Annotated in this window: 12 protein-coding genes; 7 read left to right on the top strand and 5 right to left on the bottom strand. The window is 67.6% G+C overall.

Translation table 11 applies throughout. The annotated features are described in order from the left end of the window. Positions 1–140: 140 nt before the first annotated feature. On the bottom strand, positions 141–1,844 hold the full coding sequence (locus CRT60_RS07180) for a methyl-accepting chemotaxis protein (RefSeq protein WP_098735749.1): 1,704 nt from the start codon (positions 1,842–1,844) through the stop codon (positions 141–143). A 328-nt stretch (positions 1,845–2,172) separates the two neighbouring features. On the opposite strand from CRT60_RS07180, the gene CRT60_RS07175 reads away from it, so the two are divergent. Beyond that, positions 2,173–3,579 (top strand): sigma-54-dependent transcriptional regulator, encoded by a 1,407-nt coding sequence (locus CRT60_RS07175; RefSeq protein WP_098735748.1) that lies wholly within the window; start codon positions 2,173–2,175, stop codon positions 3,577–3,579. Beyond that, positions 3,567–5,666, top strand: coding sequence for a cache domain-containing protein (locus tag CRT60_RS07170; protein WP_098735747.1), 2,100 nt, complete (start codon positions 3,567–3,569; stop codon positions 5,664–5,666). Before CRT60_RS07175 ends, CRT60_RS07170 begins: the two co-directional genes overlap by 13 nt. Before the next feature lie 9 nt (positions 5,667–5,675). On the opposite strand, the gene CRT60_RS07165 is transcribed toward CRT60_RS07170, so the two are convergent. Continuing rightward, positions 5,676–6,605 (bottom strand): formate dehydrogenase accessory protein FdhE, encoded by a 930-nt coding sequence (locus tag CRT60_RS07165; protein WP_167421646.1) that lies wholly within the window; start codon positions 6,603–6,605, stop codon positions 5,676–5,678. Between the two features lie 253 nt (positions 6,606–6,858). Between CRT60_RS07165 and fdnG the strand changes: the two genes are divergently transcribed. The 4 genes from fdnG to fdhD (CRT60_RS07145) are packed head-to-tail and all read left to right on the top strand — an operon-like array spanning position 6,859 to position 12,361. Beyond that, positions 6,859–9,921: a formate dehydrogenase-N subunit alpha gene (gene fdnG / locus CRT60_RS07160; protein ID WP_098735745.1), complete on the top strand. Its 3,063-nt coding sequence runs from the start codon at positions 6,859–6,861 to the stop codon at positions 9,919–9,921. Between the two features lie 4 nt (positions 9,922–9,925). Then, positions 9,926–10,837, top strand: coding sequence for a formate dehydrogenase subunit beta (gene fdxH, locus CRT60_RS07155; RefSeq protein WP_098735744.1), 912 nt, complete (start codon positions 9,926–9,928; stop codon positions 10,835–10,837). Further along, complete coding sequence (locus CRT60_RS07150; protein WP_098735743.1) at positions 10,834–11,508, top strand: formate dehydrogenase subunit gamma; 675 nt, start codon at positions 10,834–10,836, stop codon at positions 11,506–11,508. The genes fdxH and CRT60_RS07150 overlap by 4 nt, the downstream gene beginning before the upstream one ends. 16 nt (positions 11,509–11,524) lie before the next feature. Further along, on the top strand, positions 11,525–12,361 hold the full coding sequence (gene fdhD / locus CRT60_RS07145) for a formate dehydrogenase accessory sulfurtransferase FdhD (RefSeq protein ID WP_244592334.1): 837 nt from the start codon (positions 11,525–11,527) through the stop codon (positions 12,359–12,361). A 38-nt stretch (positions 12,362–12,399) separates the two neighbouring features. On the opposite strand, the gene CRT60_RS07140 is transcribed toward fdhD (CRT60_RS07145), so the two are convergent. From CRT60_RS07140 to hypA, 3 genes are read right to left on the bottom strand one after another with little or no spacing between them, the layout of a single operon-like run. Then, on the bottom strand, positions 12,400–12,963 hold the full coding sequence (locus CRT60_RS07140; protein ID WP_204561734.1) for a HupE/UreJ family protein: 564 nt from the start codon (positions 12,961–12,963) through the stop codon (positions 12,400–12,402). Between the two features lie 44 nt (positions 12,964–13,007). Then, complete coding sequence (locus tag CRT60_RS07135) at positions 13,008–13,289, bottom strand: HypC/HybG/HupF family hydrogenase formation chaperone (RefSeq protein ID WP_098735742.1); 282 nt, start codon at positions 13,287–13,289, stop codon at positions 13,008–13,010. 22 nt (positions 13,290–13,311) lie between these two features. Further along, the gene (gene hypA / locus CRT60_RS07130; protein WP_098735741.1) at positions 13,312–13,653 is read right to left on the bottom strand and encodes a hydrogenase maturation nickel metallochaperone HypA; all 342 of its coding nucleotides are present in this window, start codon (positions 13,651–13,653) and stop codon (positions 13,312–13,314) included. Positions 13,654–14,143: 490 nt separating this feature from the next. Here hypA and fdhD (CRT60_RS07125) point away from each other — a divergent pair, with 490 nt between their 5' ends. After that, positions 14,144–14,917, top strand: coding sequence for a formate dehydrogenase accessory sulfurtransferase FdhD (gene fdhD, locus CRT60_RS07125; protein ID WP_244592382.1), 774 nt, complete (start codon positions 14,144–14,146; stop codon positions 14,915–14,917). The last annotated feature ends 52 nt before the right edge of the window (positions 14,918–14,969 follow it).

The raw sequence follows: 14,969 nt of genomic DNA, 5'->3' as shown, positions 1-14,969 counted from the left end.
GCCGGCGCCGCTCATCGCGCCAAAACCTGCCCCCTTGCGGTCGCAGGGGCCGGGGATGGAACAATGGAACAGGGCCGGAAAACCGTTCCATAGCGTTCCATCCGGGTCCGATGTGGCCGGCCCCGATGCAGCCGGTCGCGTCAGGCCGCGCGGACCTCTCCGATGAAGGCCTGGATCCGCTCGCGCAGGCGGTCGGAATCGTGCGACAGGCTGTCGGCGGCGCCCAGCACCTCCGAGGCCGCCTGTCCGACCTGCCCGGCGGAGCTGCTGACCTCGGCGATGTTGCCGGTCACCAGCTGGGTTCCCTGGGCCGCCTGCTGGATGTTGCGGCCGATCTCCTGGGTGGCGGCGGTCTGCTGCTCCACCGCCGCGGCGATGGCGCCGGCGATGGAATCGACGTCGTTGATGGTGCGGCCGATGGTCTGGATCGCCGTCACCGTGCCGTCGGTCACCGTCTGGATTTCGGCGATCTGGCTGCCGATCTCCTCGGTCGCCTGGGCGGTCTGGGTGGCGAGCGCCTTCACCTCCTGCGCCACGACGGCGAAGCCCTTGCCCGCCTCTCCCGCCCGCGCCGCCTCGATGGTGGCGTTCAGCGCGAGAAGGTTGGTCTGGCTGGCGATGTTCTGGATCAGGCTGACGACATCGCCGATCCGCTGGGCGGCCTCGACCAGCCGGGCGACCAGTGCGTTGGTCCGCTCGCCTTCCTGCACCGCGTTGCGGGCGATGGCGGCGGCGGCGTTGACCTGCCGGCCGATCTCGCCGATGGAGCTTCCAAGCTGTTCCGACGCCGCGGCGACGGTCGCGACATTGGCGGAGGACTGCGCCGTGGTGGCGGCGACGGTCGCCGCCTGTTCCGTCGTCTGCGAGGCGATGGCGGTCATGGTCTCGGCATTGCCGCGCAGATGGCGGGCGGCGGTCGCCACCGCCTGCACCACGTCCTGCACATCGGCGTCGAAGCGGTCGGCCAGTGCCCGCATGCCGGCCTGCCGGTCGCGTTCCGCCTGCAGCTTCTGCGCCTCGCGCTCCTCCTGCAGGCTGCGCATGGCGAGGCCGTTGCTCTTGAACACCAGCAGCGCGCGGGCGAGCAGCCCGATCTCGTCCTTGCGGCCGGCACCCTGGATGTCGACCGCGAGATTGCCGTCGGCGATGGCCGTCATGTCGGCGACCAGCCGGTGCAGCGGCCGGACGACGAAGGCCACGATGATGGAACCGAACAGGCCGAAGGCGACCAGCAGGCCGACACCGGCGACACCGTACAGGCGGGTCATGACGCTGGAGGACAGCGCCAGCGCCCGGTCCTCGGCGCGCTTGGTCTCCTCCAGGCTGTGCTCCACCCGCTCCGACAGGGCCGCGTTCAGCTTCTGCCGGACCGGGCGGCCGACGTCGATCGACACGCGGATCGCGCTGTCGGTGTCATAGGCCCGCGCCAGCTCGACCGCCTTCTGCGACACCCGTTCATACTCGCCGACGATGGATTTGATCCCGGAGATCGCCTCGCGGTCGGCCGGGGCGTCGTAGGCCGCGGCCAACCGGTCGATGGCGGTCAGCGCCTTGCCGATGTTGTCCTTGTAGCTCGCGAAGGCGGCGTCGATGCGCTCGCGCGTGCCGGCGACCAGCGCGTTGGACTCCGCGTCCATCGCATCGCCCATGGCCGATTGGATGGTCAGTGCCGCCGACAGCCGCCCGGCCACCACATCGGTCACCCGGCTCGTGGAGGCGGTCAGGTCGACCAGTGCCGATCTGGCCGTCCAGACCACGCTGCCCATGACGGCAAGCAGCAGGACCGCCGGGATGAGCAGCTTGTGAACCAGTTTCCGATCGGAAAACCAGGCGTGCAGGGCCATGGGATGTCTCTTTCCAAGGACGATGGAGTGGATCGGGGGCGTTCTGCCCAAGGCAACCGGCGGAAACGGGAGCAGGAAACCCCAGCCCAATTAATTGCTATACGATTGCATTGACTGAAATATGATAGACAATAGTTCGTGTCCAAACAAACGGTTTTTCTTGCCAACCGTGTGCCGCAGACGGGCCCGCTGCAATCAAAGCGGTAGTAAATTGTTAACCCAACTGGGAGGCAGTAGCGGCAGATTGCCGCTTGTCACTGGAAACAGTGTGGGCATTCGTTATGATCGCGCCGCCATATCCCTGTCCGATGCCTCACCGAAGCCGAGAATGCCAACCGACTCCCCGCCGCCCGACGACACCGCCATCCCGTCCGCGGCCGCGGCGGAGGAGCCGGCAACCGCGCCGTCCGTGCTGATCGTCGATGATGAGGAAGGCATCCGCAATTTCCTGTCGCGCAGCCTGGAGCGGCGCGGCTGGCGCGTCACCACGACGGGCAGTGCCGAGGATGCGGCGCTTCATCTCGAACGGCACTGTGTCGATCTGATCATCCTCGACATCGCCCTGCCGGGGCAGTCGGGCCTCGACTGGCTGAAGGAATTGCAGGCGGCCGGCTTCGGCGGCGACGTGATCCTGATCACCGCCTTCGCCGACATCGACACCGCCATCGAGGCGCTGCGGGCCGGGGCGGCCGATCTGATCCTGAAGCCGTTCCGGGTGGAGCAGATCGTCAGCGCCATCGCCCGCTGCATGGAGCGCACCCGGCTCCAGCGCGAGAATTTCGTCCTGCGGCGGCAACTGGCCAAGCGGCGCGGCACCACTGACGAGATCGTCGGCCGCTCGGCGCCCATCCTGCGCCTGCGGGCGCTCATCGAACGGGTAGCACCCTCGCCGTCCACCGTGCTGATCGAAGGGGAGTCCGGCGTCGGCAAGGAGCTGGTGGCGCGCGCCCTGCACACCCGCTCGCACCGGGCAGAGCGGCCCTTCGTGGCGCTGAACTGCGCCGCCGTCTCAGCCGATCTGGTGGAGGCGGAGCTGTTCGGCCATCTGCGCGGCGCCTTCACCGGGGCCAAGGAGGCGCGCAAGGGGCTGTTCTACTACGCCCATGGCGGCACGCTGTTCCTGGACGAGATCGGCGAACTGCCGCTGGCGCTGCAATCGAAGCTGCTGCGCGTTCTGGAGGAGCGCCGCATCCGCCCGGTCGGCGGCGAACAGGAGCTTCCGGTGGATGTCCGCGTCGTGGCCGCGACCAACCGCGACTTGAAGGCGGAGGTCGCCGCCGGCCGGTTCCGGGCGGACCTGTTCTACCGACTGGCCGTGATGACCTTGCGCGTTCCGCCGCTGCGGGAGCGCGGCGACGATGTGGTCGAGCTGGCGCGCCGCTTCATGGGGGTGCTGTCGCTGCGCCTGGGGGTTCCGCCGTTGGACATCGACCCTCCGCTCGAAGCGGCGCTGATCGCGCATGGCTGGCCGGGCAATGTGCGCGAACTGCGCAACCTCGTGGAGCGCGCCCTTCTGTTCGGCGAGTTCCCGCTGGAGGATCTTGGGCTTTCGGTCTTTGTCGCCCAGGAGGGGGCCGGCGCCGAGGCGGCCGGCGGGCAGACGCTGGCCGAGGTCGAGAAACGCCACATCCTGGCCGTGCTGGCCGATTGCGGCGGGAACCGGGCGCGGGCCGCCGCCCTGCTGGGGGTGTCGCGCAAGACGCTCGACCGGAAGTGGGCCGAATGGGGCGTCTGAGCCGCCTGCGCGCCGCGCTGGACGAGCGTCTGACACCCTTCACGGGATCGGTCCGCCACAAGCTGCTGGCGCTGGTGCTGGCGCCGCTGCTGCTGGGCATGCCCGCCCTGCTGCTGATCGTCTGGTACTGGGGAACCCAGGGCTACAACCAGCTGCTGATCAACAAGGTCAGCGCCGATCTCGGCACCGCCCGGCAGGTATTCGACCGCATGCAGGGCACCGTCGGCGACGGGCTGGCGGCGCTCGCCGCCTCCCACCGCCTGGCGCTTGCGCTCGATCGGCGGGAAGGCGGCAGGCTGGAGGCGCTGCTGGACGAGACCGCGCACCGGCAGGGGCTGGATTTCCTGCTGCTGCTCGATCCGCAGGGCCGGGTGCGGGCCGGCGCCGGATCGCAAGGGGCCGACCGGTCCGGCTGGACGGTGGTGCGCTCGGCATTGCGGGGCTCCGGCACCCACGGGCTCGACGTGCTGGAGCCGGAGCATCTCGCCGCCATCGACCCGTCCCTGCCGGCCCGCACCGTCATTCCGCTGGTGCCCACCCGCAACGCCGCCTCCACCGCTCGCAACGTGGAGGACCGGGCGCTGACCATCCACGCCGCCGTGCCGATTTTCGGGCTCGACGGCGAGATTCTCGGTGTGCTGGAGGGTGGCATGCTGCTCAACGGCAGCCAGACCATCGTCGACCGCATCAACACCGTCGTCTATCAGGAGGCGTCGCTGCCGCTGGGCAGCCAGGGCACCGCCACGCTGTTCCTCGACGACACCCGCATCGCCACCAATGTGCGCCTGTTCGAGGGGGAGCGTGCGCTCGGCACGCGGGCGTCGGCGGCGGTCTATCGCCGGGTGATGGGCGAGGGGAGAGTGTGGCTGGGCTCCGCCTTCGTGGTCGACGACACCTATGTCTCCGGCTACGAGCCGCTGCTCGACACCGGGGGGCGGCGCATCGGCATGCTCTATGTCGGCTTCCTCGAAGCGCCGTTGCAGGATGCGCTGTACCGCGCCATGACCGGGCTGGTCCTGGCGTTCCTGGCGGTTTCCGCGCTGGGAACCCTGGCCGACCTGCGCTTCGCCCAGGCGATTTTCCGGCCGCTCGAACGGATGAACCGGGTCATCGCCACCATCGAGGCGGGCGACGAAACGGCGCGCGCCGGGCCGAGCCGGAGCCGGGACGAGTTCGGGCGGCTGTCACGGGCCTTCGACCAGCTGCTGGACTCGCTGGCGGCCCGCCGGCTGGAGTTGCAACGGTCGGCCGAAGACCTCGACCGCAAGGTCGCCGAACGCACGGCCGAGCTGGAAAGCGCCAATGCCACGCTGCGGCAGGCAAGCCGCCAGCTGGTGTTGAGCGAGAAGCTGGCCGCCATCGGCCAGTTGACCGCCGGGGTCGCCCACGAGATCAACAACCCCGTCGCGGTGATCCAGGGCAACTTGGACTTGCTGGGCGAGGTGCTGGGCGATGCCGCCGCACCGGTGAAGGACGAGATCCGCCTGATCGACGAGCAGACCCGGCGCATCCAGACCATCATCGCCAAGCTGCTCCAGTTCGCCCGGCCGGGCGACTATGCCGGGCAGGCGGAGCCGGTCGACGTCAACGCGGTGGTTCTCGACTGCCTGCTGCTGACCCGTCACACCATGGGCCGCCGCCGCATCGCGGTGGAAACCAGCCTGACGGCGACGGTGCCGGTCGAGATCAGTCGGGGCGAGTTGCAGCAGGTCTTGGTCAACCTGATGGTCAACGCCGTCCAGGCGATGCCGGACGGCGGCACGCTGACCATCGAGACCGCCGACACGCGTTTTCCAGAGGATGGCGAGGCGGGCGTCGTCCTGTCGGTCCACGACACCGGACACGGCATCCAGCCCGACTGTCTCGGCCGCGTTTTCGACCCCTTCTTCACCACCAAGAAGTCAGAGGGGACGGGGCTGGGCCTGTCGATCAGCTTCGCCATCGTCCAGCGCCAGGGCGGTCACATCGCCGTGGAAAGCCGGCCCGGCCTCCGCACCACCTTCACCGTGGAATTGCGCCGGAAGGCCCGCTTCGCCGGCCGGCCCGGCGAAGCGGCATCCTTATCGGTCCTGTTCCGCGACGAGTGAACCGGTCGCTCATTCCCCCTGGGCAAGGAATGGGTTGCCGCCGATCCGATGGAATCCCTCGTCGCCGACCAGGATGTCGAGAGCGAAGGAGGCGAGGTCATCGGCCACCGGGTCGAGGCCGGGCGCCTTCTCCATCAGGAACAGCTTCAGATAGCCATTGCAGGATTCGCAGGTTTCGGCCCGCGCCGGATCGTTGGACCCGTTGCCGGCTTCCTCACCCGCCTCGATCAGCCGCAGCTCGATCCGGTTGCCTTCGCCGCAGGAGACGCAGGCGCTGCGGACATGGTGCCATGCCGTATGGCAGAGGCCGCAATGGAGATAGCGCAGCCCGCCGATCTGGCTCCCGGTGTGGATCACGCCGGCGACCGGCGCGCTTCCGCAAACCGGGCAATGGCCCGCCACCGCCGAGGCGGAAACCGCCGCAGCCTCCAGTCCGCCGGCGTGGCGGGTCCAGGCGACCTGAAGGGCGGCGACGATGAAGGGTGCGCCGCCGATGTCCTCCCGCTTCGCCTCGCCGGTCAGCAGCCGCGCGGCCAAGGCGTTGAGCGCCTCCCCGTCGCCCCAGGGCAGATCCTCCAGCGCATTCTCCGCCGCCGCCGGAAGCGTACCACGCAGCCGGTGGCGCAGCTGTTCGAGGTCGGAAAGCCAGCCTGCCTCCGGCGACACCGCGGTCGGGAGCATGGCCAGCTCATGCTGGGCATCGCTCAACTGCGCCATGAAGGCCAGCCAGGACGATAGCCGATGACCGGAGGCGAGGCTGCGAAGACGACCGGCCCGGTGTTGAAACAGCACGGCGGCATTCGGCAGGCGCACGGGGGACGGCGACCGGCCGGGCTCCAGTCCGGCGGCGGCCATGGCTTCGGCCATCGCCCCGCTGATGGGTGCGGATCCGTCAGTGGCTGGGGTGGCGGGGGCAGTGGCGTGGCGGTGCTGGGACATGGGAAGCCGTTTCTCATGAGGTTGCGCCCGCTGACCGCTGCAATTTCCGTACAAGCCGGCCGAGCCGCCTTTCCGCAGCGGAAAACGCCAATCGGCCCACCCCTTATGTGGACATTCTGTCCCTCCGATCCGGACAGAATGTCCATAAGACCGCTAAGGCCATGACGGAAAACCACAAGGATTTAAGGCTTTTCCGGACTGGCACGGAACCTGCCTTGGGCGTGGCCAGAACAGCGCCAATCCGGGAGGAAACATGCAGGTCAGTCGGCGGCAATTCATGAAGGCAACGGCTGGGGGGATCGCCGCCTCCAGCGTTGCGGCGCTGGGGTTCCTGCCGGCGACCGCGCTGGCCGAGGTGCGGCAGTTCAAGCTGGCCCGCGCCAAGGAGATCCGCAACACCTGCACCTACTGTTCGGTCGGCTGCGGCCTGCTGATGTACAGCCTGGGGGACGGCGCCAAGAACGCGAAGGCGGAGATCGTCCATATCGAGGGCGACCCCGACCATCCCGTCAGCCGCGGCTCGCTCTGTCCGAAGGGCGCAGGCCTGCTGGACTTCATCCACAGCCCGAACCGCCTCAAATATCCAGAGGTGCGCGAGGCCGGCAGCAGCGAGTGGAAGCGCATCTCCTGGCATGAGGCGGTCGCGCGCATCGCCCGCCACATGAAGGACGACCGCGACGCCAACATCGTCGTCAGGAACGACCAGGGCGTCACGGTGAACCGCTGGGTGTCGACGGCGATGCTGACCGCCTCGGCATCGTCGAACGAGACCGGCATCCTGACGCAGAAGTTCATGCGCTCGCTCGGCATCGTCGGCACCGACGCGCAGGCCCGCGTCTGCCATGGCCCGACCGTGTCGGCGCTGGCCTCCACCTTCGGGCGCGGGGCGATGACCAACACCTGGGTGGACATCTCCAACGCCGACTTCATCCTGGTGATGGGCGGCAACCCGGCCGAGGCGCACCCCGTCGGCTTCAAATGGGCCATCGAGGCGAAGAAGAGGGGTGCGCGGATCGTCGTGGTCGATCCGCGCTTCAACCGCTCCGCTGCCGTGGCCGACGAGTATGTCCCGATCCGCGCCGGCTCCGACATCGTCTTCCTGGGTGGCGTCATCAACTGGCTGATCGCCAACGACAAGATCCAGTGGGAGTATGTGAAGGCGTTCACCAACGCCTCCTACATCGTCGACGAGGGTTTCGGCTTCGAGGACGGCCTGTTCTCCGGCTTCGATCCGGCCAAGGGGCAGTACGACCGCAAGAGCTGGAACTACGAGTTCGACGAGGCGGGCAACGCCCGCACCGACCCGACGCTCCAGCATCCGCGCTGCGTTTGGAACCTGATGAAGGCCCATTACGCGCGCTACACGCCCGACGTGGTGGCCGACCTGACCGGCAGCCCGAAGGACGGCTTCCTGACGGTCTGCCGCTATCTGGGCGAAACCTCGGTGCGCGACAAGGTCGGCACGATCCTCTACGCGCTCGGCTGGACCCAGCACACGGTCGGCGCCCAGAACATCCGCACCATGGCGATGATCCAGCTGCTGCTGGGCAACATCGGCATGCCCGGCGGCGGTGTGAATGCGCTGCGCGGCCATTCCAACATCCAGGGCCTGTCCGACCTCGGCCTGCTGTCCACCAGCCTGCCGGGCTATCTGACGCTGCCGAACGAGAAGGCGCACCCGACGCTCGCCGACTATCTCGCCAGGACGACGCCCAAGGCGCAGCAGCCCGGCCAGCTCAATTTCTGGAGCAACACGCCGAAATTCTTCGTCAGCCTGATGAAGTGGTTCTGGGGCGACAACGCCACCCGGGACAATGACTGGGGCTACGACTGGATCCCCAAGTGGGACAAGATGTACGACGTGCTGCAGGTCATGGACCTGATGCACAACGGCAAGGTCAACGGGCTGATCGTCCAGGGTTTCAACCCGCTGACCTCCTTCCCCGACGCGCGCAAGACCGCCGCCTGCTTCTCCAAGCTGAAATACATGGTGGTGATCGACCCGATCGCCACGGAGACGGCGTCCTTCTGGCGCAATCACGGCGAGATCAACGACGTCGACACCGCCGCCATCAAGACCGAGGTGTTCCGCCTGCCATCGACCTGCTTCGCCGAGGAGGATGGCGCCATCGTCAGTTCGGCGCGCTGGCTGCAATGGCACCACAAGGGCGCCAATCCGCCGGGTGAGGCCAAGACCGACCAGGAGATCATCGCCGAGCTGTTCGTCGCCCTGCGCGATCTCTACCGCCGGGATGGCGGCACGGCGCCGGAGCCGATCCTCAATCTCTCCTGGCCCTATCGGAACCCGCTGGAACCGACGCCGGAGGAACTGGCGAAGGAGTTGAACGGCCGGGCGCTGGCCGACATTCCCGACCCGAAGGACCCGACGAAGTTCCTTGCCCGCAAGGGCGAGCAGCTTCCGGGATTCGCGCTGATGCAGGATGACGGCTCCACCCTGTCGGCCTGCTGGATCTTCGCCGGCTGCTGGACCCAGGCGGGCAACCAGATGGCGCGGCGCGACAACTCCGATTCCGGTCTCGGCAACACGCCGGGCTGGGCATGGGCCTGGCCGGCCAACCGCCGCATCATCTACAACCGCGCATCCTGCGACCCGTCGGGCAAGCCCTGGGATCCGAAGCGCACGCTGATTGCCTGGACCGGCGAGCGGTGGGCGGGCGCCGACGTGCCGGACTTCAAGATCGACGCGGCGCCCTCCAGCGGCATGAACCCCTTCATCATGAACCCGGAGGGCGTCGGCCGCCTGTTCGCCACCGACAAGCTGGTGGACGGCCCGTTCCCCGAGCATTACGAGCCGATGGAAAGCCCGCTCGGCACCAACCCGCTCCATCCGAAGGTGGTCACCAGCCCGGCTGTGCGCATCTTCCCCGCCGACAAGGCGCGGCTCGGCACCCATGACCAGTTCCCCTATGTCGGCACCACCTACCGCCTGACCGAGCATTTCCAGTTCTGGACCAAGAGCGTGGCGCTGAACGCCATCGCCCAGCCCGAACAGTTCGTTGAGATCGGCGAGACGCTGGCCGCCGAGAAGGGCATCCGCACCGGCGACACCGTGAAGGTCAGCTCCCGGCGCGGCTTCATCAAGGCGAAGGCGGTGGTGACCAAGCGCGTCAAGGCGCTGACGGTCAGCGGCAAGACCATCCATCAGGTCGGCATCCCGCTGCACTGGGGATGGGAGACGGTGGCGCGCAAGGGCTACCTGTCCAACACCCTGCCGCCGGCCGTCGGCGACTGCAACACCCAGACGCCGGAATACAAGGCGTTCCTCGTGAACGTCGAGAAGATCGTGGGAGCGTAACGCCATGACCTCGTCATCCCTGGACATCCAGCGCCGTTCGGCCAGCCCGACCGCGGCGGCCGAGGCCCGGAACCCGGCCGAGATCGCCCAGCTCATCGACGTGTCGGTCTGCATCGGCTGCAAGGCCTGTCAGGTCGCCTGTTCCGAGTGGAACGAACTGCGCGCCGATGTCGGCACCTGCGTCGGCGTCTACGACAACCCGACCGACCTGTCGTCGCAGGCCTGGACCGTCATGCGCTTCGCCGAGGTGGAGGAGAACGGCAAGCTGGAGTGGCTGATCCGCAAGGACGGCTGCATGCATTGCGCCGAGCCCGGCTGCCTCAAGGCCTGCCCGTCGCCGGGCGCCATCGTCCAGCACAAGAACGGCATCGTCGACTACAACCAGGATAACTGCATCGGCTGCGGCTATTGCGTGTCCGGCTGCCCGTTCAACGTGCCGCGCCTCAGCCCGAAGGACGGCAAGGCGTACAAGTGCAACATGTGCTCCGACCGCGTGGCGGTCGGGCTGGAGCCGGCCTGCGTCAAGACCTGTCCGACGGGCGCCATCCAGTTCGGTTCGAAGGAGGACATGAAGGAGGTCGCGGCCACCCGCATCGCCGATCTCCAGAGCCGCGGTTTCCAGAATGCCGGCCTCTACGACCCGCCGGGCGTCGGCGGCACGCACACGATGTATGTGCTGCACCATGCCGACAAGCCGGAGCAATATTCCGGCCTGCCCAACGATCCGTCGATCAGCACGGCGGTCGGCCTGTGGAAGGGTGCCCTGAAGCCGCTGGCGACGATCGGCATCGCCGCCGCCGGCCTGTTCGGCTTCTTCCACTACATCACGGTCGGTCCTAACCGGGCCGATGACGACGCCCACCAGGACGCCAACGACGACGCAAAGGCGGACACCCGCGAGGAGGACCGGTCATGACGGACAAGGCTGAAAATCTGGCCGCGCAAAATCCGGCGGCGCAAAATTCGGTGAAGGAAAAGCTGATCCAGCGTTACAGCGCCGCCGAGCGGATCAACCACTGGATCGTCGCGGTCTGCTTCGTGCTGCTGGCGATCTCCGGTCTGGCCTTCTTCTACCCGGCCTTCTTCTGGCTGACCGGCGTGTTCGGCACGCCGGAACTGGCGCGCATCGTCCATCCCTTCGTCGGGGTGGTCATGTTCGTCGCCTTCGCCCGGCAGTTCTTCCGCTACTGGCACCACAACCTGCTCAACCGCGAGGACATCCGCTGGATGGTCGCGGTGAAGGAGGTCATGAAGGGCAACGAGGTCGGCGACATCGGCCGCTACAACGGCGGCCAGAAGGGCATGTTCTGGGTGATGGTGCTGTGCATGGCAGCATTGCTGGGCTCGGGCGTGATCGCGTGGCGGCCCTATTTCGCCGCCTCCTTCCCGATCCCGGTCATCCGCATCGCCCTGCTGGTCCATGCGACGAGTGCCGTGGTGCTGATCTCCTCGATCATCGTGCATGTCTATGCGGCGCTTTGGGTCCAGGGCACGATCCGCGCGATGGTCGAAGGTGTTGTTACCCATGGCTGGGCCAGGAAGCACCATCCGCGCTGGTATCGCGAGAGCACGGGCAAGAAGGTCTGAGCCTGAGGAGACTGACATGCCGCTCGACATGCTGACCGATCCTTCGGAGGGAACCGCCTTTCCAGTCGTCCGCCGCACCGCCGTCCTGCGGCTGGAGCAGGGGCGGGCGGAGGCCTGCGACGACCTTGTGATCGAGGAGGTCCCGGTCGCGCTTGTCTACAACCGCATTTCCCATGCGGTGATGCTGGCCTCGCCCGAAAATCTGGACGATCTGGGGCTGGGCTTCAGCCTGTCGGAGGGCATCCTGGCTGGTCCGGACGAGCTGTTCGACATCGCCGTCAAGGAAGGCTGCGATGGGCTGGAAATCCATATGGACATCCCGCTGGAACGCTTCACGGCCCTGAAGGACCGCCGCCGCAGCATGACCGCGCGCACCGGCTGCGGCCTGTGCGGGGTGGAGAAGCTGGAGGCGGTGGCGCGTGTCAAGGACAGGGTGGTGCGCGGCGCACCCGTGCCGGTCGGCGCCGTGACCCGCGCGCTTGCCGGCTTCGCCGAGCACCAGCGCCTGCACCGCCTGACGGGCGCAGTCCATGGCGTCGCCTGGGTCGATCGGGCGGGCACCATCACGGCGATCCGTGAGGACGTCGGCCGGCACAACGCACTCGACAAGCTGATCGGCTGGATGGCGCGCACGGGAGCCGACGCCACCGACGGGTTCGTCCTGACCTCCAGCCGGGCCAGCTTCGAAATGGTCCAGAAGGCGGCGGTTGCCGGCATCGGCTGCCTCGTCGCCATCTCCGCTCCGACCGCGCTTGCGGTGCGGCTGGCGGAGGGGTGCGGTTTGACATTGGCGGGCTTCGCGCGTGACGAGCGCATCGTGGTCTACAGCCACCCCGGCCATTTCATCGTGTGAAGGCCAGGGATCCGCCGATCCCGTCAGCAGCGATTGGGCTATATCGATGAATCAGGCTGCCGCAGCATCCGCGATGCCAGCAGCCTGCGCGGGACGCGGCGAGCCAGACCCATGGCGATGCCGATGCCGTGCAGTGTCGCGGTGGACAGAACGAAGCCCAGCCCGTAGAGAAGCGGCTCAGCGGTCTGCGGCATCTCGGTGCCGTGGGCATGGCCATGCAGGACGGCGAAGGCCCCGACCAGAATCGCGGCGGCGGCGACCGGCACCCGCCGGTTCAGCAGCACCAGAAGCCCGAGCACCGCCACGGAGGCGGCGATCCCGGCTTCCACCGCCGGCAGTTCGATCCCCGCCATGCCGAGTGCGGCGCCGCCGGACAGCATGGCGATGAAGGCGGCCGGCAGCATCCAGATCGCACGGCCGCCATTCTGTGCCGCCCAGATGCCGACCGCCACCATGGTCAGCAGATGAGCGATGCCGGTCAGCGGATGAAGCACCCCCTGAAGGAACATCGCGTCGCCGGCATGGCCGGTGTGGGCAGCAGCCGGCAGAGCCAGCGTCGCCGCCAGAACGCCGGCGAGGCCGGCGGATAGCAACCTGTTCATCGGAACGATCTCCTCGTGGGGTTCGGCAGGCCATGTCGCCCGTGTCAGGCGAGCAGGGAGGCCTTCAGGTGTCCTCGCCCGGCCTCTGCCTCATCGACCTGGCGAAGCAGGTCGAGGGTGATCCGAGCGTCGGCTTCCTCGACGCGGGAAAGCGCGAAGCCGAGATGGACCAAGACCCATTGGCCGATCTGACCGGTCATGTCGTCGCCCGGTTCGGCGATGCAGGAGAGATTGACGTCCCGCCTTTCGCCCAGGATGTCGGCGACGGCGAGCATCCGCCCGGCATCCGCAATGGCGATGATTCTGGCCGGTACTCCCAGGCACATGGTCGGGCTCCTTCTCGTGCCGTCATGCCACTTCCAATTCGACCAGCGTCAGGTCATCGCCGCCGCGGGGGGACAGGCGCAGGCCGCCGCAGACCGGGCAGGGGGAGAGACGCGTCGGAACCTCTCTCTCGCTGGAGCAGTCTTCACACCAGACCAGACCGGGCGGCTGTTGAATGTCCACCGTCGCTCCCTCGGCCAACGTATCGCGCCTGACCACATCGAAGGCGAAGCGAAGGGCCTCCGGATCGACGCAGGCGAACCGCCCCACCGCCAACCGGATCCGCGTGACCCGCTGGAAGGCGTGGCGCTGCGATTCCTCCTGCAGCAAGTCGATCAGACGTTCGCATAATGAGAGTTCATGCATCGTCCTTCTCCACGATGGGAGCCGGAAGTCCCAAGCGATAAAAAGGCATCGGTTCAAGAGACCTGAAAGGCATATCATCGACACTTGACTGCTGCAAATTATAAATAGGGAAAGCTTCTATTTTCTTGAACTAGGACTGAGTGATAACGAATTTCTATGGTGCGATAATCAAGATCTATTCGAGTATGATCAGCGAATATTGATGGTGAGCCGGAATGCCGCATGTCGTTCTGCGGCGGCTTGATGCAGAATCGGGCAGCGGGTGCTTGGCTGACCTTGCCGCCGGATTCGATGCTCAAGGACCGGCCGCGCCGATGGTAGACCGTAACGGACCGTCCAGCCGGCGCCCACACCCCATCTCCCACAAACTCGCCACAGCCAGGGTTCGGGCCATATCATGGAACATGCAACCGCCTGTAGCGCCCCGCCGTCCGCCGCACTTTCCCTGGCTCACCCGCTTTCCCATCGCGGAGTCCGGCATGTGCAGGCGATGGTCCGCACGGAGTCCGGCTTCGACCGACGGGAAGAGAAGATCGTCGACGAGGTGCCGGTCGGGCTCGTCTATGCCGACGATCTCTTCGCCGTCATGCTGGCGACGCCCACCGACCTGGAGGATTTCGCCACCGGCTTTTCCCTCAGCGAGGGGATCGTCGGCAGCGCCGGCGACTTGGCCGTCACCGCCATCGATGAGCTGACGGACGGTGTCCGCATCCGCATGCAGTTGCCGGTGGAGCGGCTGGCCGCCCTGCTCAAGCGCAAGCGCAACCTGATGGGTGGGTCCGGCTGCGGCCGTTGCGGCACCGACAGTTTCGCCGAAACCCTGAGACCGCTCGATCCGGTCCGCTCCGCCGCCCGCATCGAACCGGACGCGATCATCCGCGCCATGGCGGCGTTGCCGGCGGGGCAGAGCCTGAACCGGGAGACCGGAGCCGTCCATGCCGCCGGCTTTGCCCGCCCCGATGGCGCACTGGTGGCGGTGCGCGAGGATGTCGGCCGGCACAACGCGCTCGACAAGCTGATCGGCGCGCTTGCCCGCGCCCGGATCGACCCGACCGGCGGCTTCGTCGTGGTGTCGAGCCGCTGTTCCTTCGAGATGGTCCACAAGACCGCCGCCGCCGGCATCCCGCTGATCGCCGCCATCTCCGCACCGACCTCGCTGTGCGTCGGCTTCGCCGAAACAGTGGGGGTGGGGGTCGCCGCCTTCGTGCGCCAAGGCCGCCTCACCGTCTACGCCGTTCCGTCGCGGGTCGCGATGCCCGCCTGATCGGGTTCGGAAAAGCCTGCGGGCCGGTTCATCGCCGGCCCGCAGGCTTTTC

This window comes from Azospirillum palustre (assembly GCF_002573965.1).
Lineage (GTDB): Bacteria > Pseudomonadota > Alphaproteobacteria > Azospirillales > Azospirillaceae > Azospirillum > Azospirillum palustre.
The sequence above is the reverse complement of the archived record's forward strand: the minus strand, read 5'-3'. Positions and strand labels throughout refer to the sequence as shown.

What these genes read in the sequence shown, in the direction of transcription:
- CRT60_RS07140 (WP_204561734.1), bottom strand. Translation starts at nt 12,963, where the DNA reads ATGAACAGGTTGCTATCCGCCGGCCTCGCCGGCGTTCTGGCGGCGACG.
- CRT60_RS07180 (WP_098735749.1), bottom strand. Translation starts at nt 1,844, where the DNA reads ATGGCCCTGCACGCCTGGTTTTCCGATCGGAAACTGGTTCACAAGCTG.
- CRT60_RS07170 (WP_098735747.1), top strand. Translation starts at nt 3,567, where the DNA reads ATGGGGCGTCTGAGCCGCCTGCGCGCCGCGCTGGACGAGCGTCTGACA.
- fdhD (WP_244592382.1), top strand. Translation starts at nt 14,144, where the DNA reads ATGGTCCGCACGGAGTCCGGCTTCGACCGACGGGAAGAGAAGATCGTC.
- CRT60_RS07135 (WP_098735742.1), bottom strand. Translation starts at nt 13,289, where the DNA reads ATGTGCCTGGGAGTACCGGCCAGAATCATCGCCATTGCGGATGCCGGG.
- hypA (WP_098735741.1), bottom strand. Translation starts at nt 13,653, where the DNA reads ATGCATGAACTCTCATTATGCGAACGTCTGATCGACTTGCTGCAGGAG.
- CRT60_RS07150 (WP_098735743.1), top strand. Translation starts at nt 10,834, where the DNA reads ATGACGGACAAGGCTGAAAATCTGGCCGCGCAAAATCCGGCGGCGCAA.
- CRT60_RS07165 (WP_167421646.1), bottom strand. Translation starts at nt 6,605, where the DNA reads ATGTCCCAGCACCGCCACGCCACTGCCCCCGCCACCCCAGCCACTGAC.
- fdhD (WP_244592334.1), top strand. Translation starts at nt 11,525, where the DNA reads ATGCCGCTCGACATGCTGACCGATCCTTCGGAGGGAACCGCCTTTCCA.
- fdxH (WP_098735744.1), top strand. Translation starts at nt 9,926, where the DNA reads ATGACCTCGTCATCCCTGGACATCCAGCGCCGTTCGGCCAGCCCGACC.
- CRT60_RS07175 (WP_098735748.1), top strand. Translation starts at nt 2,173, where the DNA reads ATGCCAACCGACTCCCCGCCGCCCGACGACACCGCCATCCCGTCCGCG.
- fdnG (WP_098735745.1), top strand. Translation starts at nt 6,859, where the DNA reads ATGCAGGTCAGTCGGCGGCAATTCATGAAGGCAACGGCTGGGGGGATC.